Origin of the sequence: Streptomyces sp. NPDC091387 (assembly GCF_044756945.1) — a bacterium.
Lineage (GTDB): Bacteria > Actinomycetota > Actinomycetes > Streptomycetales > Streptomycetaceae > Streptomyces.
Genome location: NZ_JBIVTZ010000010.1, coordinates 14,339 through 31,759, shown reverse-complemented (window position 1 = coordinate 31,759; position 17,421 = coordinate 14,339). Strand labels below are relative to the sequence as shown.

Genomic DNA, 17,421 nt, shown 5'->3' with positions numbered 1-17,421 from the left:
CTCCCCTTACAGCTTCATCAGGCTGGCGTCGTCGACCGAGGCCGAGTGGCGGGAACGGAACAGCGACACGATGATCGCGAGCCCGACGACGACCTCCGCGGCGGCGACGACCATCGTGAAGAACGCGATGATCTGGCCGTCGAGGTTGCCGTGCATGCGGGAGAAGGTGACGAACGCGAGGTTGCAGGCGTTGAGCATCAGCTCCACGCACATGAACACCACGATCGCGTTCCGCCTGATCAGCACCCCGGACGCGCCGATGGTGAACAACAGTGCGGCGAGATAGAGGTAGTTGACCGGATTCACTTGGCGACCTCCTCTTCTTCGGTGTTGTCCCGGCCGAGCCGTTCGCCGGAGCGCTGCTCAAGGGCCTTGAGCTCGGCCAGCGACTCGTGGGAGACATCGCGCATCTGGCCGCGCTTGCGCAGCGTCTGCATCACGGTGAGTTCGGACGGCGTGCCGTCGGGGAGCAGTCCGGCGATGTCCACGGCGTTGTGCCGGGCGTAGACGCCGGGGGCGGGCAGCGGCGGCAGATGGCTGCTGCGGACGCGCTCCTCGGACATCTCCCGCTGGGTCTTGGCCCGTTCGGTGCGCTCGCGGTGGGTGAGCACCATCGCGCCGACGGTCGCCGTGATCAGCAGGGCGCCGGTGATCTCGAAGGCGAAGACGTACTTGGTGAAGATGAGGCTGGCGAGCCCCTCCACGTTTCCGCCGTGCTCGGCGTTGGCGGCGCCGAGCCCGTTGAAGCTGTGCAGCGAGGCGTTGCCGATGCCGGCGATCAGCAGGACACCGAAGCCGAGACCGCAGCCGACGGCCAGCCAGCGCTGGCCCTTGAGGGTCTCCTTCAGCGAGTCCGCCGCCGTGACACCGACGAGCATGACCACGAAGAGGAACAGCATCATGATCGCGCCGGTGTAGACGACGACCTGGACGATGCCCAGGAAGTAGGCGCCGTTGGCGAGGTAGAAGACCGCCAGGATGATCATGGTCCCGGCGAGGCTCAGCGCACTGTGCACGGCCCTCCTCATCAGGACGGTGGACAGCGCGCCGATCACGGCGACGGTGCCGAGCAGCCAGAACTGGACGGCCTCGCCGGTCGAGGTCTGGGAGGCCGCGGCGGCCAGGCCGGTCATGCGTCCACCTCCTGCGCCGAGCCGTTGCCCGCACTGTCGCCGTCGGACGGCTTCTCGCCCTTGGAGACGGCGACCTGGCGCTGCGTACCGGGGGCGACCTCGGTCACCAGACCCCGGTAGTAGTCCTGTTCGTCCGTGCCGGGGAAGATCGCGTGCGGGCTGTCGACCATGCCTTCCTCCAGGCCCGCGAGCAGCTCGTCCTTGGTGTAGATGAGGCTCTCGCGGGTGGTGTTGGCGAGCTCGAACTCATTGGTCATCGTCAGCGCCCTGGTCGGGCAGGCCTCGATGCACAGTCCGCAGAGGATGCAGCGCGCGTAGTTGATCTGGTAGACGCGGCCGTAGCGCTCCCCCGGGGAGTAGCGCTCCTCTTCGGTGTTGTCCGCGCCCTCGACGTAGATCGCGTCCGCCGGACAGGCCCAGGCGCACAGCTCGCAGCCGATGCACTTCTCCAGGCCGTCCGGATGGCGGTTGAGCTGGTGCCGGCCGTGGAAGCGCGGCGCCGTCACCTTCGGCGTCTCCGGATACTGCTCGGTCAGCCGCTTCTTGAACATGGCCTTGAAGGTCACGCCGAAGCCGGCCACCGGATTCTGGAACTTGTCGTCCGAGGACTGCGGGGACTGGGCGGACCCGCCGGCCCCCGAACCCCCGGAAGCCACGCTCGACCCCGTCGGCCCGGTGGCCTTCGGCGGCCTCTCGGACCCCCGCGACTCAGGCAGTTCAGACATGGTCGGCCTCCTTTCCGTCACTCGGATTTCCGTCACTCTGAGTATCCGCGCCACCACTGACAACGAGCTCCCGCTCACGTCGCGGCGCACGCCGCGGCACCGGCGGCAGGGTCTGTCCGGGCAGTGGTGGCACCGGGAACCCGCCCGCCATCGGGTCGAACGCCGGCTCCGGTTCCGCGTCCTGCACGGCCTCCCGGCCCTTCTTGTCGCGGAACATGTCGACGACGAAGGAGATCAGCAGGACCGCGATCACGGCCCCGGCCACGTAGAGCAGGATCTTCGAGTAGTCGTAGCCCTCGTTGCGCAGCGCCCGCACCGTGGCGACCAGCATCAGCCAGACCACGGAGACCGGGATCAGGACCTTCCAGCCCAGCTTCATCAGCTGGTCGTAGCGGACCCGGGGCAGGGTGCCGCGCAGCCAGATGAAGAAGAACAGCAGCAGCTGGACCTTGAGGACGAACCAGAGCATCGGCCACCAGCCGTGGTTCGCGCCCTCCCAGAAGGTGCTGATCGGCCACGGGGCCCGCCAGCCGCCCAGGAACAGGGTGATGGAGACCGCGGAGACGGTGACCATGTTGACGTACTCGGCGAGCATGAACATCGCGAACTTGATCGACGAGTACTCGGTGTTGAAGCCGCCGACCAGGTCGCCCTCGGACTCCGGCATGTCGAACGGGGCGCGGTTGGTCTCACCGACCATCGTGATGATGTAGATGATGAACGAGACCGGCAGCAGCAGGATGAACCAGCGGTCCTGCTGCGCCTCCACGATCTTCGAGGTCGACATCGACCCGGAGTAGAGGAACACCGAGGCGAACGCGGCGCCCATCGCGATCTCGTAGCTGATCATCTGCGCGCACGAGCGGAGACCGCCGAGCAGCGGGTACGTCGATCCGGAGGACCAGCCCGCCAGCACGATGCCGTAGATACCGACCGAGGCGACCGCGAGGATGTAGAGCATCGCGATCGGGAGGTCGGTGAGCTGCATCGCCGTACGGTGCCCGAAGATCGAGACCTCGTTGCCGGACGGGCCGAACGGGATCACCGCGATCGCCATGAACGCCGGTACGGCGGCGACGATCGGGGCGAGGATGTAGACGACCTTGTCCGCCCGCTTGACGACCAGGTCCTCCTTCAGCATCAGCTTGATGCCGTCGGCGAGCGACTGGAGCATGCCCCAGGGGCCGTGCCGGTTGGGACCGATGCGCAGCTGCATCCAGGCGACGACCTTGCGCTCCCACACGATGGAGAAGAGCACGGTCACCATCAGGAACGCGAAGCAGAAGACCGCCTTGACGACGACCAGCCACCAGGGGTCGGTGCCGAACATCGACAGGTCCTCGGCGGCGAGCACCGCGCCGTGCGGGGCCGCGGCCAGTTGAGCGAAGGCAGTCACGCTCGCACCTCCGGTGTGACGTCGGGAGTACCCGGTGCGGCGGGACCGATCCGCACCAGACCGCCGGGCCGGGCGCCGGTATCGCCCGGCACGCCCCGTCCGACGGAGTTCAGCGGCACCCAGACCACCCGGTCCGGCATGTCGGTGACCTGGAGCGGGAGTTCGACACTGCCCGCCGGGCCGCTGACGGCCAGCAGATCGCCGTCCTTGACGCCGGTCTCCGCGGCGGTGACGGCGGAGAGCCGGGCGACCGCGGCGTGCCGGGTCCCGGCCAGCGCCGTATCGCCCTCCTGGAGCCGGCCCAGGTCGAGCAGCATCCGGTGGCCCGCGAGGAGCGCCTCGCCGTCGCCGGGCCTGGGCAGCGGACGGGCGGACTCGCGCGGGTCGTCCGCGTGCGTGCCCTGCCAGCCGCCGAGGCGGTCCAGCTCGCGGCGCACCGACTTCAGGTCCGGCAGCGCGAAGTGGACATCCAGCGCGTCGGCCAGCATGTGCAGCACCCGGGCGTCGCCCGGCGCGAGGGTCCGGGTCATCTGCTCGGGCTTCAGCGCGGCCTCGAACATCCGCGCCCTGCCCTCCCAGTTGAGGAAGGTGCCGGACTTCTCCGCGACCGCGGCCACCGGGAACACCACGTCGGCGCGGTCGGTGACCTCGCTGGGGCGGAGCTCCAGCGAGACCAGGAAGCCGACCCGGTCCAGGGCCTCCAGGGCCCGTTCCGGATCGGGCAGGTCCGCGGTCTCGACCCCGGCGACGAGCAGTGCGCCCAGTTCGCCGGTGGCCGCGGCCTCGATGATCTGGCCGGTGTCGCGGCCGAACCGGGACGGGAGTTCGGCGACGCCCCAGACGGCCGCCACCTCGTCCCGGGCCCGCGGGTCGGTGGACGGGCGGCCGCCGGGCAGCAGCGACGGGAGTGCGCCCGCCTCCACCGCACCGCGCTCGCCGGCCCGCCGGGGAATCCACACCAGGGTGGCGCCGGTGGCGGTGGCGGCCCGTACCGCGGCGGTCGGACCGCCCGGCACTCCGGCCAGCCGCTCCCCCACCACGATCAGGGCGCCCGTACCGCGCAGCGCCTCTGCCGCGGCCGCGCCGTCGCCGTCCAGGCCGACACCGCCCGCGATGGCGTCCAGCCACTCCGTCTCGGTGCCGGGGGCGGCGGGCAGCAGCGTGCCGCCCGCCTTCGTGAGCCCGCGGGTGGCGTGCGAGGCGACCGCGAAGGTCCGCTGTCCGTGGTTGCGGTGGGCCTTGCGCAGCCGCAGGAAGACGCCGGGCGCCTCCTCCTCTGACTCGAAGCCGACCAGCAGCACGGCCGGCGCCTTCTCCAGCGAGGTGTACGTGACTCCCACGCCGTCCAGGTCGCGTCCGCGCCCGGCGACGCGGGCGGCCAGGAAGTCGCCCTCCTCGCTGCTGTGCACCCGGGCCCGGAAGTCGATGTCGTTGGTGTCCAGGGCGATCCGGGCGAACTTGCTGTACGCGTAGGCGTCCTCGACGGTCAGCCGGCCGCCCGTGAGGACTCCGGCCCGGCCGCGTGCGGCGGAGAGTCCGGCGGCTGCCGCCTCCAGCGCCTCTGGCCAGCTCGCGGGTTCCAGCTCGCCGGACTCGCCCCGTACCAGCGGAGTGGTGAGCCGGTCGCGCTGCTGCGCGTAGCGGAAGCCGAAGCGGCCCTTGTCGCAGAGCCACTCCTCGTTGACCTCGGGGTCGTTGGAGGCGAGCCGCCGCATGACCTTGCCGCGCCGGTGGTCGGTGCGGGTGGCGCAGCCGCCCGCGCAGTGCTCGCACACCGAGGGCGAGGACACCAGGTCGAAGGGGCGGGAGCGGAACCGGTACGCCGCCGAGGTCAGCGCACCGACCGGGCAGATCTGGATGGTGTTGCCGGAGAAGTACGACTCGAACGGGTCGCCCTCGCCGGTGCCGACCTGCTGGAGCGCGCCGCGCTCGATCAGCTCGATCATCGGGTCGCCCGCCACCTGGTTGGAGAACCGGGTGCAGCGGGCGCAGAGCACGCACCGCTCACGGTCCAGCAGCACCTGGGTGGAGATCGGGACGGGCTTCTCGTACGTCCGCTTCTTCCCGTCGAAGCGGGAGGTCGCGTCGCCGTGCGACATCGCCTGGTTCTGCAGCGGGCACTCGCCGCCCTTGTCGCAGACCGGGCAGTCCAGCGGGTGGTTGATGAGCAGCAGCTCCATCACTCCGCGCTGTGCCTTGTCGGCGACGGGCGAGGTGATCTGCGACTTGACGACCATGCCGTCGGTGCAGGTGATGGTGCAGGACGCCATCGGCTTGCGCTGGCCCTCGACCTCGACGATGCACTGGCGGCAGGCGCCGGCCGGGTCGAGGAGCGGGTGGTCGCAGAAGCGCGGGATCTCGATGCCGAGGAGTTCGGCGGCCCGGATGACCAGGGTGCCCTTGGGCACGCTGATCTCGATGCCGTCGATGGTCAGCGTGACCAGGTCCTCGGGCGGGAGCGCCGCCTCGCCGCCCCCGGAGGGCGCACTCGTGGTGACTGTCATGCGTTCACCCCCCGGTGAGCGTTCTCGTCGTCGGCCCAGACGGTCGACTTGGCGGGATCGAAGGGGCAGCCCTTGCCCGTGATGTGCTGCTCGTACTCCTCGCGGAAGTACTTGAGCGAGGAGAAGATCGGTGAGGCGGCGCCGTCGCCGAGGGCGCAGAACGACTTGCCGTTGATGTTGTCGGCGATGTCGTTCAGCTTGTCGAGGTCCGACATCTGTCCCTTGCCGGCCTCGATGTCGCGGAGCAGCTGGACGAGCCAGTAGGTGCCCTCACGGCACGGCGTGCACTTGCCGCAGGACTCGTGGGCGTAGAACTCGGTCCACCGGGTGACGGCCCGCACGACGCAGGTCGTCTCGTCGAAGCACTGGAGCGCCTTGGTGCCGAGCATGGAACCGGCGGCGCCGACGCCCTCGTAGTCGAGGGGCACGTCGAGGTGCTCCTCGGTGAACATCGGGGTGGAGGAGCCGCCCGGGGTCCAGAACTTGAGCCGGTGGCCGCGGCGCATCCCGCCGCTGATGTCGAGGAGCTGGCGCAGGGTGACGCCGAGCGGGGCCTCGTACTGGCCGGGGCCCGAGACGTGTCCGCTGAGCGAGTAGAGCGTGAAGCCCGGGGACTTCTCGCTGCCCATGGACTTGAACCAGTCCTTGCCCTTGTTCAGGATCGCGGGAACCGAGGCGATGGACTCGACGTTGTTCACCACGGTGGGGCAGGCGTACAGACCGGCGACCGCGGGGAAGGGCGGCCGCAGCCGGGGCTGGCCGCGCCGTCCTTCGAGCGAGTCGAGCAGCGCGGTCTCCTCACCGCAGATGTACGCGCCGGCGCCCGCGTGCACGGTGAGTTCCAGATCGAGTCCGGAGCCCAGGATGTCCTTGCCGAGATAGCCCGCCTCGTACGCCTCGCGCACGGCCTCGTGCAACCGCCGCAGTACGGGGACGACTTCGCCGCGCAGGTAGATGAAGGCGTGCGAGGAGCGGATCGCGTAGCAGGCGATCACGATGCCCTCGATGAGGCTGTGCGGGTTGGCGAAGAGGAGCGGGATGTCCTTGCAGGTCCCGGGCTCCGACTCGTCGGCGTTGACCACCAGGTAGTGCGGTTTGCCGTCGCCCTGCGGGATGAACTGCCACTTCATCCCGGTGGGGAAGCCCGCGCCGCCGCGGCCGCGCAGACCGGAGTCCTTGACGTACGCGATGAGGTCGTCCGGCGACATGGCCAGCGCCTTGCGCAGTCCCTCGTACCCCTCGTGGCGGCGGTACGTCTCCAGGGTCCAGGATTCGGGCTCGTCCCAGAAGGCGGACAGGACCGGTGCCAGAAGCTTCTCGGGGCTGGTCCCGTTCTCGTCGATTTCGGCGGCCAACGTCATCACTCCCCCTCCTCGGCGGCGGGACCGGCCGGGTGGTCCGGGTCGGATGCCGAGGTCTGCTGTGGTGCGTCATGGGAGCTGAGGTGCTCGGCGCCCTTGTGCGGTTCGTCGCGCGGGGCTTCGCCGCGCGGGCTCACGACGCGGGGCCGCGGTGTGGCCTCGCCCTTGGCGAGCTTGAGGCCGATCAGCGACGCGGGGCCGGCTCCGCCGGTCGCCTCGACCGCGCCGGGGCGCTCGTCGGGGAAACCGGCCAGTATCCGGGCGGTCTCCTTGTACGAGCACAGCGGGGCGCCGCGGGTCGGCTCGACGGTGCGGCCGGCGATCAGGTCGTCGACGAGCCGCGTCGCGCTCTCGGGCGTCTGGTTGTCGAAGAACTCCCAGTTCACCATCACGACGGGGGCGAAGTCGCAGGCCGCGTTGCACTCGATGTGTTCGAGGGTGACCTTGCCGTCCTCGGTCGTCTCGTCGTTGCCGACGCCGAGGTGGTCCTTGAGCCGGTCGAAGATCGCGTCGCCGCCCATGACCGCGCAGAGCGTGTTGGTGCAGACGCCGACCTGGTAGTCGCCGCTCGGCCTGCGCCGGTACATCGTGTAGAAGGTGGCGACCGCGGTGACCTCGGCGGTGGTGAGGCCGAGCAGCTCGGCGCAGAACGCCATGCCCGTACGGGAGACGTACCCCTCCTCCGACTGCACGAGGTGCAGCAGCGGCAGCAGCGCGGAGCGGCTGCCGGGGTAGCGGGCGATCACCTCCTTCGCGTCCGCTTCGAGCCTGGCGCGCACCTCGGCCGGGTAGGCGGGGGCGGGGAGCTGCGGCATCCCCAGACTGACTTCGCTACGTGCTTCGGTCACCGGTCGACGCCTCCCATCACGGGGTCGATGGACGCGACGGCGACGATGACGTCGGCCACTTGGCCGCCCTCGCACATCGCCGCCATGGCCTGGAGGTTGGTGAAGGACGGGTCGCGGAAGTGGACCCGGTAGGGGCGGGTGCCGCCGTCGGAGACGACGTGCACGCCGAGTTCGCCCTTGGGCGACTCGACCGCGGTGTACGCCTGCCCGGCCGGGACCCGGAAGCCCTCGGTCACCAGCTTGAAGTGGTGGATCAGGGCCTCCATGGAGGTGCCCATGATCTTCCTGATGTGGTCGAGCGAGTTGCCGAGTCCGTCCGGTCCGAGCGCGAGCTGCGCGGGCCAGGCGATCTTCTTGTCGGCGACCATGACCGGGCCGGGGGCGAGCCGGTCGATGCACTGCTCGACGATCCGCAGCGACTGGCGCATCTCTTCCAGACGGATGAGGAAGCGGCCGTAGGAGTCGCAGCTGTCCGCCGTGGGGACGTCGAACTCGTAGTCCTCGTACCCGCAGTAGGGGTCGGTCTTGCGCAGGTCGTGCGGGAGGCCGGCGGAGCGCAGGACGGGACCGGTGGCGCCGAGCGCCATGCAGCCGGTCAGGTCGAGGTAGCCGACGTCCTGCATACGGGCCTTGAAGATGGGGTTGCCGGTGGCGAGCTTGTCGTACTCCGGCAGGTTCTTCTTCATGGTCTTCACGAACTCGCGCAGGTGGTCGACCGCGCCCGGGGGCAGGTCCTGGGCGAGTCCGCCGGGCCGGACGAACGCGTGGTTCATCCGCAGGCCGGTGATCAGCTCGAAGAGGTCGAGAACGAGTTCACGATCGCGGAAGCCGTAGATCATGATCGTCGTGGCGCCGAGCTCCATGCCGCCGGTGGCGATGCACACCAGGTGCGAGGAGATCCGGTTGAGCTCCATCAGCAGCACGCGCAGGACGGTCGCCCGGTCGGGGATCTGGTCCTCGATGCCGAGGAGCTTCTCCACCCCCAGGCAGTACGCCGTCTCGTTGAAGAACGGCGTCAGGTAGTCCATGCGCGTGACGAAGGTGGTGCCCTGCGTCCAGTTCCGGAACTCGAGGTTCTTCTCGATGCCGGTGTGGAGGTAGCCGATGCCGCAGCGGGCCTCGGTGACGGTCTCGCCGTCGATCTCCAGGATCAGCCGGAGCACACCGTGGGTGGACGGGTGCTGGGGGCCCATGTTGACGATGATGCGCTCGTCGTCGGAGGCGGCCGCCGACTGGACGACCTCGTCCCAGTCGCCGCCGGTGACTGTATATACAGTCCCCTCGGTGGTCGCGCGGGGTGTCGCGTGGGGAGTGGTCATCAGGAGTACGACCTCCGCTGGTCCGGAGCCGGGATCTGGGCGCCCTTGTACTCGACGGCGATGCCGCCGAGCGGGTAGTCCTTGCGCTGCGGGAAGCCCTGCCAGTCGTCCGGCATCATGATCCGAGTGAGGGCCGGGTGCCCGTCGAAGACGAGCCCGAAGAAGTCGTAGGTCTCGCGCTCGTGCCAGTCGTTGGTCGGGTAGACCGCGACGAGGGACGGGATGTGCGGATCGCTGTCCGGCGCGGACACCTCCAGCCGGATGAGCCGGCCGTGGGTGAGGGAGCGCAGGTGGTAGACGGCGTGCAGCTCGCGTCCCTTGTCACCGAGGAAGTGGACGCCGCTCACCCCCGTACAGAGCTCGAAGCGCAGCGCCGGGTCGTCGCGCAGGGTCCTGGCGACGGTGGGCAGGTGCTCCCGGGCGATGTGGAAGGTCAGCTCGCCACGGTCCACGACGGTCTTCTCGATGGCGTTGGCCGGGAGGAGATCCTGTTCCTCCAGGGCCCCTTCGAGCTCGTCGGCGACCTCGTCGAACCAGCCGCCGTACGGGCGCGAGGTGGCGCCGGGCAGGGTGACCGTGCGGACGAGCCCGCCGTAGCCGGAGGTGTCGCCGCTGTTGCCGGCGCCGAACATGCCCTTGCGTACGCCGATGACCTCGCCGTGCTCGTCGCGCGGTGAGGGGACGCCGTTGGTGTTCTGCTCCTGGTCGCTCATCGCAGGAGCCCCTTCATCTCGATCAGGGGCAGTGCGTTGAGCGCCGCTTCCTCCGCCTCGCGGGCGGCCTCCTCCGCGTTGACCCCGAGCTTGGAGCCCTGGATCTTCTGGTGGAGCTTGAGGATCGCGTCGATCAGCATCTCGGGACGCGGCGGGCAACCCGGCAAATAGATGTCAACCGGGACAATGTGATCAACACCCTGAACAATGGCGTAATTATTGAACATCCCGCCCGATGACGCGCAAACCCCCATGGAGATGACCCACTTGGGATTCGGCATCTGGTCGTAGACCTGCCGCAGGACGGGCGCCATCTTCTGACTGACCCGCCCCGCCACGATCATCAGGTCCGCCTGCCGCGGCGATCCGCGGAAGACCTCCATCCCGAACCGGGCCAGGTCGTAGCGACCGGCCCCGGTCGTCATCATCTCGATGGCGCAGCAGGCGAGGCCGAAGGTGGCGGGGAATACGGATGACTTCCGTACCCAGCCGGCGGCCTGCTCGACAGTGGTCAGCACGAAGCCGCTGGGCAGCTTCTCTTCGAGTCCCATGGTGTGCCCCTCAGCCCCTCAGTCCCATTCCAGGCCGCCACGACGCCATACATACGCATAGGCGACGAAGACGGTGAGCACGAAGAGCAGCATCTCGACGAGCCCGAAGATCCCCAGGGCGTCGAAGGTGACCGCCCAGGGATAGAGGAAGACGATCTCGATGTCGAAGACGATGAAGAGCATCGCCGTCAGGTAGTACTTGATCGGGAAGCGGCCGCCTCCGGCTGGGGTGGGGGTGGGTTCGATACCGCACTCGTACGCTTCGAGCTTTGCCCGGTTGTACCGCTTGGGGCCGATAAGCGTGGCACTGACCACGGAGAAGATCGCAAACCCTGCCCCGAGGGCGCCGAGCACGAGGATGGGCGCGTAGGCATTCACGCTCCTCGCTCCTTCCAGTCGTCCTTGACCGTTGGACCGCATCGGGCCATCTGGCTCGCCACCTCACCAAGATCGTGCACATGTGAGGCAGTTCACAAGCCCGACTGCCCCGCATCCTATGCCCGACGTCCTGTGATCTGCGACACGGGGTACGACAACGTCTTTGTGATCTCCACCACCTGACGAACGATCATGAAGTCGGATGAGCGGTGATCTTCGTACGCGAAGCGGCCGAGTGATCACGAGACGTGACATCCGGTGCCGTTACCCCTGGTCAAAGAGGTGTCGCCCTATCAAGCGATGGTGGCTACAGCCAAATTGGCGATGGACGCGATGCGGTGATATAGGGATCTGCCCCACTCTGGGGTCATCGGCGGCCGCTCCACGGCCGTCCGCGGCCACCGGGACCGGATCCGCGTGGGACGAATTGGATGTATCTCGGCATCTCCGCCCTTCCGGACGAATACCCCACCGCGCACCGCCGGTTCCGCACCCACTCCGCACCTCTCGCGCGAGGTGCTCGTATGCCCGTCACGCCGAGACCATGCTGTGACCTGCGTCACTCGACCACCCCCGTCATATAAGCGGGCTTGGCCAACGGTGTGAACGGATGGTAAGTGACGGGCAATTCGGGCGAATTACCGAAAACCCGTGATCACGGCCGTGATCACGTCCGTCCGATTTGCCCGTTACGGCGTCAATAAAGGCCCTCGGAAAGCGGATTCGCAGATTCCGGACGTAACTGTGTCGCAACACACGTTTCTTGATGGGACCCCTGAGGCCCTGATAGCGCTAGTACCCATGTCCCACACCGCTCTCATACCCAGCCACCGGAAGCCCCGCCAAAGCGCCTCGAAATCGGCGCTGCGGGCCGGAGTTGCCGGTGGCGTCCTCAGCACCATCGCGGTCGCAGGCGCTGCCGCTCCGGCTCAGGCCGAGCCGGTGACCCAGACCATCGAGATGCCCACCATCACGGCCGGCCTCTCCACCACCGTCGCGGCGTCCGCCGAGGCCACGCAGCAGGTCGCCCTGGACCTGGAGACGCAGGCCCAGGAGGACGCGGCGGCCACGACCGCCGCCAAGGCCGCCAAGAAGGCCAAGGCGGAGGCCGTCCGCAAGGCCGAGGCCAAGAAGAAGGCCGAGGCAGCCGCCAAGGCCAAGGCGGAGGCCGCCGAGCGCGCCTCCCGCACCGCAGAGCGCACGACGCTCAGCGCCCCCTCGGGCTCCTCCTCGTCCGGTTCCTCTTCCTCGGCGTCGACCGCCTCGGCGCCGGTCTCCTCCTCCGCCACGGGCTCCGCGGCCTCCGTCGTGTCGTTCGTGCAGATGCAGGTCGGGGACGCGTACGTGCCCGGCGGCACCGGCCCCAACTCGTGGGACTGCTCCGGCCTCGTCCAGGCCGCGTTCCGCACGGTGGGCGTCGACCTGCCGCGCGTCTCGCAGAGCCAGTCGACCGCGGGCACCCAGGTCGGGCTCGGCAACCTCCAGCCGGGCGACATCCTGTACTGGGGCAGCGCGGGCAGCGCGTACCACGTCGGGATCTACGTGGGCGGCGGCCAGTTCGTCGGCGCGCAGAACTCCTCGACCGGTGTGGTGCAGCGCCCGCTGGACTACGACATGCCGACGGGTGCGGTCCGCATCCTCTGAGCCAGGTCCTCCGAGCCGCGCCCACCGGGCCGCACCTCTGAGTTCACGGATTCACAAGCGCCTCTGCGCACCTCGAAGAGCCGTCGCTCCCCCGCTCGGGAGCCGCGGCTCTTCGGCGTTTCCAGCCGCAGTCGCCAGTCGTGTTCGGGCGTCGGCGTTCGCGGCGGACGTTTCCGGCGGAAACCCGGCCTCACTCGCGGCCGAAGACGTTGACGTCGCGAACCTGCCGGACACCGGCCGCGTGCGCTTGTGAACTGGAGCGAACAGCCCCCGCCCCGGCGAACACAGGACGGCCCCGCCATGCCCACGACCGTCACCACCGGCACCACCGGCACCACCAGCGCCTCACCCCGCACACGCTTACGCGGCTGGTGGGCCGTCCTCTCCCTGACACTGGCTCTCTTCGCCATCGTCACCACCGAGATCCTGCCCATCGGTCTGCTGACGCCGATCGGGGCCGAGTTCGGCGTCTCCGACGGCACAGCGGGCCTGATGATGACCATGCCGGGGCTCCTCGCCGCCGTCGCCGCCCCGACCGTGACCGTCGCGACGGCCCGCGTCGACCGCGGGCTGATGCTCTGCGCCCTCGTCCTGCTGCTCGCGGTGGCCGACTTCCTCACCGCCGCCGCGACAGCCTTCTGGCTGGTGCTCGTCGCCCGGGTGCTGGTCGGCATCACCATCGGCGGCTTCTGGTCGATCGGCGCCGGACTGGCCGGCCGGCTGGTCCGCCCGGCATCGACGGGACGGGCGACGGCGGTCATCTTCTCGGCCGTACCGCTCGGCTCCGTCCTCGGCGTCCCCGCCGGCACGCTCATCGGTGATCTGGCGGGCTGGCGCACCACGTTCGCGGCGATGGGGCTGCTGAGCACCGGCGCCCTGGCCCTGCTTCTCCTGACCCTGCCCGCCCTGCCCCCGGCCGAGGTCACCCGCCCCTCGGTGCTCCGCGCCCTGCTGCGCGGCACGGGCACCCGGTACGCCCTGCTGATGACGTTCCTCGTCGTACTGGCCCACTTCGCCGCGTACACCTACGTCACCCCCTTCCTGCGGCAGGTCACTCGGGCCGATCCGGGACAGATCACCGGATACCTGCTGATCTACGGCGCCGCCGGGGTGACGGGCAACTTCATCGGCGGCGCACTGGTCACACGCGCCCCACGCCTCACGTTCGGAGCCGCCGCCGGGACGATCGCCGCCGCGACCGCGCTGCTGCCCGTCCTCGGCCGGGGCGACGCGGGCGCGCTCGCGCTGCTCATCGTCTGGGGACTCGGCTACGGCGCGGTCCCGGTCTGCTCCCAGACCTGGTTCGCCCGCGCCGCCCCGCGAACGCCCGAGGCCGCCACGGTCCTGTTCACCGCGTCCTTCCAGGCAACACTGGCCGCCGGCGCGCTGACCGGCGGCACGGTCGTCGACCACACCTCGCTCGACGCGGTCATGTGGTGCGGGGCGGTGACGGCGGGTCTGGTGGTGCTCGTGGCGGGCGCGGAGCTTCGTCCGCCGGGCCGTTGAGGGCGCGCGGGCGGGTTCCCCGGTTCACAAGCGGTCCGGGGCGCGTTCGACGAGGACGAACCAGACGGTCTTGGCGTTCCGTACCCGCCCGCCGCGCGTCGTGGTCCCCCACCGATCGGTCAGGCTCTCCACGATGAAGAGCCCGCGCCCGCTCTCCGCGTGCGGCGCGACGCCCTGCCTCGGCAGCCGGCCCGGTTCGTCGTCGGTCACGTAGACCATGACCTGACGCCGGTTCACCGTCACATCGACCCGGATGCGCGCCGACCGCGTGTGGCAGTGCGCGTTGGACACCACCTCGCTCACGCACAACCGGGCGTCGTCGACCAGCCCCGGGTGCTCGGTGGTCCGCAGCAGCGCGCCCACGAAGTCCCGCGCGACACGGGGCGCGAGGGGGGTGTTCGGCGCGACGAGCCGGTAGCGCTCGCCGCGCTGCGGGAGGTACGGGGCAGGCGGGGGCGGAACGGTTACGGAGGTCATGGCGCGGTCTCCCTACGGGTGCGGGTCTCCGGTGCGTCGGCCCGTTCCGGTGAGCCGTGGCATCGGCCGGTCCCGCGCGAGGGCAACTCGCTTATGGATGGCTGCACTTCGGAGCACCGAGCCGCTTCCGGTCGATACGCTCGGACACTAGGGCGCAACATTGGGACGGCGCAACAGTGGGACGGCCGTAACACTCATACGAGTGGACCAGCAGCACGGTGGCGCGGCACACTCGTACCCGCACGAAGGGGAGGGCCGATGCCACCAAGGAGCTACCCGACCGCCAGGCAGAAGCGATTGGGCGCGGAGCTTCGCAAGCTGCGCGAGCGCGCCGGCATGTCCGGGAGCGAGGCCGCCGCGTTCCTGGGTGGCGAGCGCGCACAGATCAGCCACATCGAATCCGGTCGCTACGGCGTGAGCGACCAGCGCGTCCGTCGCCTGGCCGCCCATTACTCGGCCGGTACGAAACACCTGGTGGACGCACTCGCGAGTATGGCCGAGGAGCGCACCAAGGGCTGGTGGGAGGACTACCGGGGGATACTCTCACCCGGATTCCTGGACCTGGCCGAGCTGGAGCATCACGCCATATACATCCGCACCATTCAGATGCTCTATGTACCCGGCGTATTTCAGACGGAGGCATATGCGAGAGCGCTCATTCGAGGCGGCCTCACCGACCTCCCGGCCTCGGAACTGAATACTCGCGTCGAGCACCGCACCAGGCGCCGGGAGATCTTCGACCGCCCTCAGCCCACCCCGTTTGAGGCCTTCATCCACGAGGCCGCACTTCGCATGCGGTACTGCGACGCCGACACGATGCGCGAGCAACTGGAGTTTCTGCGCACGGTTTCCACTTGGCCGTCCGCGACCGTCCGCATCATTCCGTTCTCCGCGCAGATCACCAGTTCGGTGCACTCGATGCTGTACGCCGGAGCCACTATTCCGGCACTCGACACAGTCCAGATCGACAGCTCGTTCAACTCGGGCTTCCTGGACGCCGAGGCCCAAGTCGCCAAGTACCGCGCACTGCTCGATTCCGTCGAGTCGATCGCCCTCGGGCCGAAGGAATCAGACCAATTCATCCAACGCGTCGCAAAGGAAATGTGAGCCAACGGGCATGACAGAGGCAATCAACTGGCAGAAATCCTCTTTCTCGGGACCGGACGACAATCAGAGCTGCATCGAACTGGCGCCCGTGGACGGCGCAATCAAGATGCGCGAGAGCGATGACCCCGACCTGGTCGTCACGACGAGCGTCGCCAAGCTCCGCGCCTTCGTCCTGGGCGTCAAGGCCGGCGAGTTCGACCACCTGATCTGACCGACTCGGCCGAGCGCCCTCCGCCTGAATGCCAGGTGGAGGGCGTTTCGCATAACTCGGCCCACTTTTGGGACGTCCCACTGTTGCGCCGCTCACATCGGTGACGCCACGGTCACCGTACGTCGCCACCCCGGCCGGGCGCACCGCTCAACCACGTCAGGAACGCCGTACCTCGGCGCGCATGCGCGCCAGTTGCGGGCCGCGTATCCCACGCTGTGATCGGACGGGACCATGCGTACGTCACCCCGCACCACCTCCGTAGAGGCCCGCGTCGAACGCGGCTTCCGGTTCGAGGTGCTCCGGTTTGCCGGTGCGGCTTCAGCACCATCGCGGCCGCAGGCACTGCCGCTCCGGCCCAGTCAGAGCCGGTGACCCAGACCATCGAGATGCCCACCATCACGGCCGGCCTCTCCACCACCGTCGCGGCGTCCGCCGAGGCCACCCAGCAGGTCGCCCTGGACCTGGAGACGCAGGCCCACGGGGACGCGGCACACATCGAAGAGCCGTCGCTCCCCCGCTCGGGAGCGGCGGCTCTTCGACGTTTGCGCAGGACCTGTATGGGGGTTGTCCCGTGGAGGAAGGATCGGGAAGCGGTTCACATTCACCACTTGCCGCACCGTTAAGCTCGGCATCATGCCCAAGACGCCTCCCGTTTCTTCTGCGCCCATGCTTGGCAATGTGATTCTCACCATGGGTGATCGCCCGGCCGAGGTGGCAGCGCTCCTGGAGTCGGTAGAGAAACAGGACGGGGGGCCGGTACCCACCGTTGTGATCGGGCAGGGTGCCCCCTTGCCGCCGATGCCGGCCTGGGTGGACGCCGTCGAGCTGGCGGAGAATCTGGGTATCCCGGGGGGGCGCAATGTCGGTGTGCAGCGCCTGCGGGATCGTGGCGACATCGATGTGGTGGTGGTCCTGGACGATGACGGTTTCCTGCCGCGCCAGGACACGATGCAGCTCATCCGTGAGGCCTTCGCCGCGTCACCCGACCTCGGCGTAGCGGGTTTCCGTATCGAGGACGAGGAGGGGCTGACGCAGCGGCGCCACGTCCCGCGTCTGCGCGCGTCGGACCCCATGCGTTCGGGGAGGGTAACCACCTTCCTCGGCGGCGGCCACGCGATCCGGATGAGTGTGATCAACGAGGTGGGTGATTTCCCGGCCCCGTTCTTCTACGCGCACGAGGAGACCGATTTCGCATGGCGCGCGCTGGATGCCGGCTGGGACATCGAATACCGGGCCGACATGGTCCTCCGGCACCCCCGTACATCCCCGGCCCGGCATGCGGCCTACTACCGAAACGTGGCACGCAACCGGTTGTGGCTGGCCCGTCGGCATCTTCCCGCTGTCCTGGTCCCTGTCTATCTGGGGGTCTGGGCACTGCTCACGATGGTGCGCCGCCCGCCACTGTCCGGGCTTCGAGCGTGGTGGGGCGGGTTCTTCGAAGGCGTACGGACGCCATGCCCGCCTAGGCGGCCTATGCGCTGGAGGACGGTCTGGCGGATGACACGGCTGGGCCGTCCACCGGTCATCTGACCAGATGGACGACCCGGA

General features: G+C 69.2%; 17 protein-coding genes and 1 pseudogene. 6 read left to right on the top strand and 12 right to left on the bottom strand.

From position 1 onward, the window contains the following. Nucleotides 1–6 precede the first annotated feature (6 nt). From nuoK to ACIQM0_RS21155, 11 genes are read right to left on the bottom strand one after another with little or no spacing between them, the layout of a single operon-like run. Complete coding sequence (gene nuoK, locus ACIQM0_RS21205) at nt 7–306, bottom strand: NADH-quinone oxidoreductase subunit NuoK (RefSeq protein ID WP_024493678.1); 300 nt, start codon at nt 304–306, stop codon at nt 7–9. Continuing rightward, nucleotides 303–1,133: an NADH-quinone oxidoreductase subunit J gene (locus tag ACIQM0_RS21200; RefSeq protein WP_363024351.1), complete on the bottom strand. Its 831-nt coding sequence runs from the start codon at nt 1,131–1,133 to the stop codon at nt 303–305. The genes nuoK and ACIQM0_RS21200 overlap by 4 nt, the downstream gene beginning before the upstream one ends. Next, the gene (gene nuoI / locus ACIQM0_RS21195) at nt 1,130–1,858 is read right to left on the bottom strand and encodes an NADH-quinone oxidoreductase subunit NuoI (RefSeq protein WP_385036968.1); all 729 of its coding nucleotides are present in this window, start codon (nt 1,856–1,858) and stop codon (nt 1,130–1,132) included. The genes ACIQM0_RS21200 and nuoI overlap by 4 nt, the downstream gene beginning before the upstream one ends. After that, the gene (gene nuoH / locus ACIQM0_RS21190; protein ID WP_363024349.1) at nt 1,851–3,254 is read right to left on the bottom strand and encodes an NADH-quinone oxidoreductase subunit NuoH; all 1,404 of its coding nucleotides are present in this window, start codon (nt 3,252–3,254) and stop codon (nt 1,851–1,853) included. Before nuoH ends, nuoI begins: the two co-directional genes overlap by 8 nt. After that, nucleotides 3,251–5,758, bottom strand: a complete 2,508-nt coding sequence (locus ACIQM0_RS21185; RefSeq protein ID WP_401288855.1) for an NADH-quinone oxidoreductase subunit G — start codon at nt 5,756–5,758, stop codon at nt 3,251–3,253. Before ACIQM0_RS21185 ends, nuoH begins: the two co-directional genes overlap by 4 nt. Next, entirely contained in the window at nt 5,755–7,119 is a 1,365-nt protein-coding gene (gene nuoF / locus ACIQM0_RS21180) for an NADH-quinone oxidoreductase subunit NuoF (protein ID WP_363024345.1), read from the bottom strand. The genes ACIQM0_RS21185 and nuoF overlap by 4 nt, the downstream gene beginning before the upstream one ends. Then, complete coding sequence (nuoE, locus tag ACIQM0_RS21175; protein WP_385349910.1) at nt 7,119–7,934, bottom strand: NADH-quinone oxidoreductase subunit NuoE; 816 nt, start codon at nt 7,932–7,934, stop codon at nt 7,119–7,121. The genes nuoF and nuoE overlap by 1 nt, the downstream gene beginning before the upstream one ends. A gap of 29 nt (nt 7,935–7,963) precedes the next feature. Further along, nucleotides 7,964–9,286, bottom strand: coding sequence for an NADH-quinone oxidoreductase subunit D (locus ACIQM0_RS21170; RefSeq protein ID WP_123524255.1), 1,323 nt, complete (start codon nt 9,284–9,286; stop codon nt 7,964–7,966). Continuing rightward, nucleotides 9,286–9,999 (bottom strand): NADH-quinone oxidoreductase subunit C, encoded by a 714-nt coding sequence (locus ACIQM0_RS21165; protein WP_401288853.1) that lies wholly within the window; start codon nt 9,997–9,999, stop codon nt 9,286–9,288. The genes ACIQM0_RS21170 and ACIQM0_RS21165 overlap by 1 nt, the downstream gene beginning before the upstream one ends. Beyond that, nucleotides 9,996–10,550, bottom strand: a complete 555-nt coding sequence (locus ACIQM0_RS21160; protein WP_024491742.1) for an NADH-quinone oxidoreductase subunit B family protein — start codon at nt 10,548–10,550, stop codon at nt 9,996–9,998. The genes ACIQM0_RS21165 and ACIQM0_RS21160 overlap by 4 nt, the downstream gene beginning before the upstream one ends. Nucleotides 10,551–10,568: 18 nt before the next feature. Further along, complete coding sequence (locus ACIQM0_RS21155; RefSeq protein ID WP_123460983.1) at nt 10,569–10,928, bottom strand: NADH-quinone oxidoreductase subunit A; 360 nt, start codon at nt 10,926–10,928, stop codon at nt 10,569–10,571. An 801-nt stretch (nt 10,929–11,729) separates the two neighbouring features. On the opposite strand from ACIQM0_RS21155, the gene ACIQM0_RS21150 reads away from it, so the two are divergent. Further along, the gene (locus ACIQM0_RS21150; RefSeq protein WP_401288850.1) at nt 11,730–12,572 is read left to right on the top strand and encodes a C40 family peptidase; all 843 of its coding nucleotides are present in this window, start codon (nt 11,730–11,732) and stop codon (nt 12,570–12,572) included. Between the two features lie 300 nt (nt 12,573–12,872). Beyond that, on the top strand, nt 12,873–14,078 hold the full coding sequence (locus ACIQM0_RS21145) for an MFS transporter (RefSeq protein WP_401288848.1): 1,206 nt from the start codon (nt 12,873–12,875) through the stop codon (nt 14,076–14,078). A gap of 24 nt (nt 14,079–14,102) precedes the next feature. On the opposite strand, the gene ACIQM0_RS21140 is transcribed toward ACIQM0_RS21145, so the two are convergent. After that, nucleotides 14,103–14,555, bottom strand: coding sequence for an ATP-binding protein (locus tag ACIQM0_RS21140; RefSeq protein WP_401288845.1), 453 nt, complete (start codon nt 14,553–14,555; stop codon nt 14,103–14,105). 258 nt (nt 14,556–14,813) lie between these two features. Here ACIQM0_RS21140 and ACIQM0_RS21135 point away from each other — a divergent pair, with 258 nt between their 5' ends. From ACIQM0_RS21135 to ACIQM0_RS21120, 4 genes and pseudogenes are all read left to right on the top strand, one after another. Further along, on the top strand, nt 14,814–15,662 hold the full coding sequence (locus ACIQM0_RS21135; RefSeq protein WP_385349871.1) for a helix-turn-helix domain-containing protein: 849 nt from the start codon (nt 14,814–14,816) through the stop codon (nt 15,660–15,662). A gap of 10 nt (nt 15,663–15,672) precedes the next feature. Continuing rightward, entirely contained in the window at nt 15,673–15,873 is a 201-nt protein-coding gene (locus tag ACIQM0_RS21130; protein WP_311303850.1) for a DUF397 domain-containing protein, read from the top strand. A gap of 218 nt (nt 15,874–16,091) precedes the next feature. Then, nucleotides 16,092–16,364: pseudogene (locus tag ACIQM0_RS21125) on the top strand (glycoside hydrolase); the annotation flags it as partial. Between the two features lie 142 nt (nt 16,365–16,506). Further along, on the top strand, nt 16,507–17,403 hold the full coding sequence (locus tag ACIQM0_RS21120) for a glycosyltransferase family 2 protein (protein ID WP_401288842.1): 897 nt from the start codon (nt 16,507–16,509) through the stop codon (nt 17,401–17,403). The last annotated feature ends 18 nt before the right edge of the window (nt 17,404–17,421 follow it).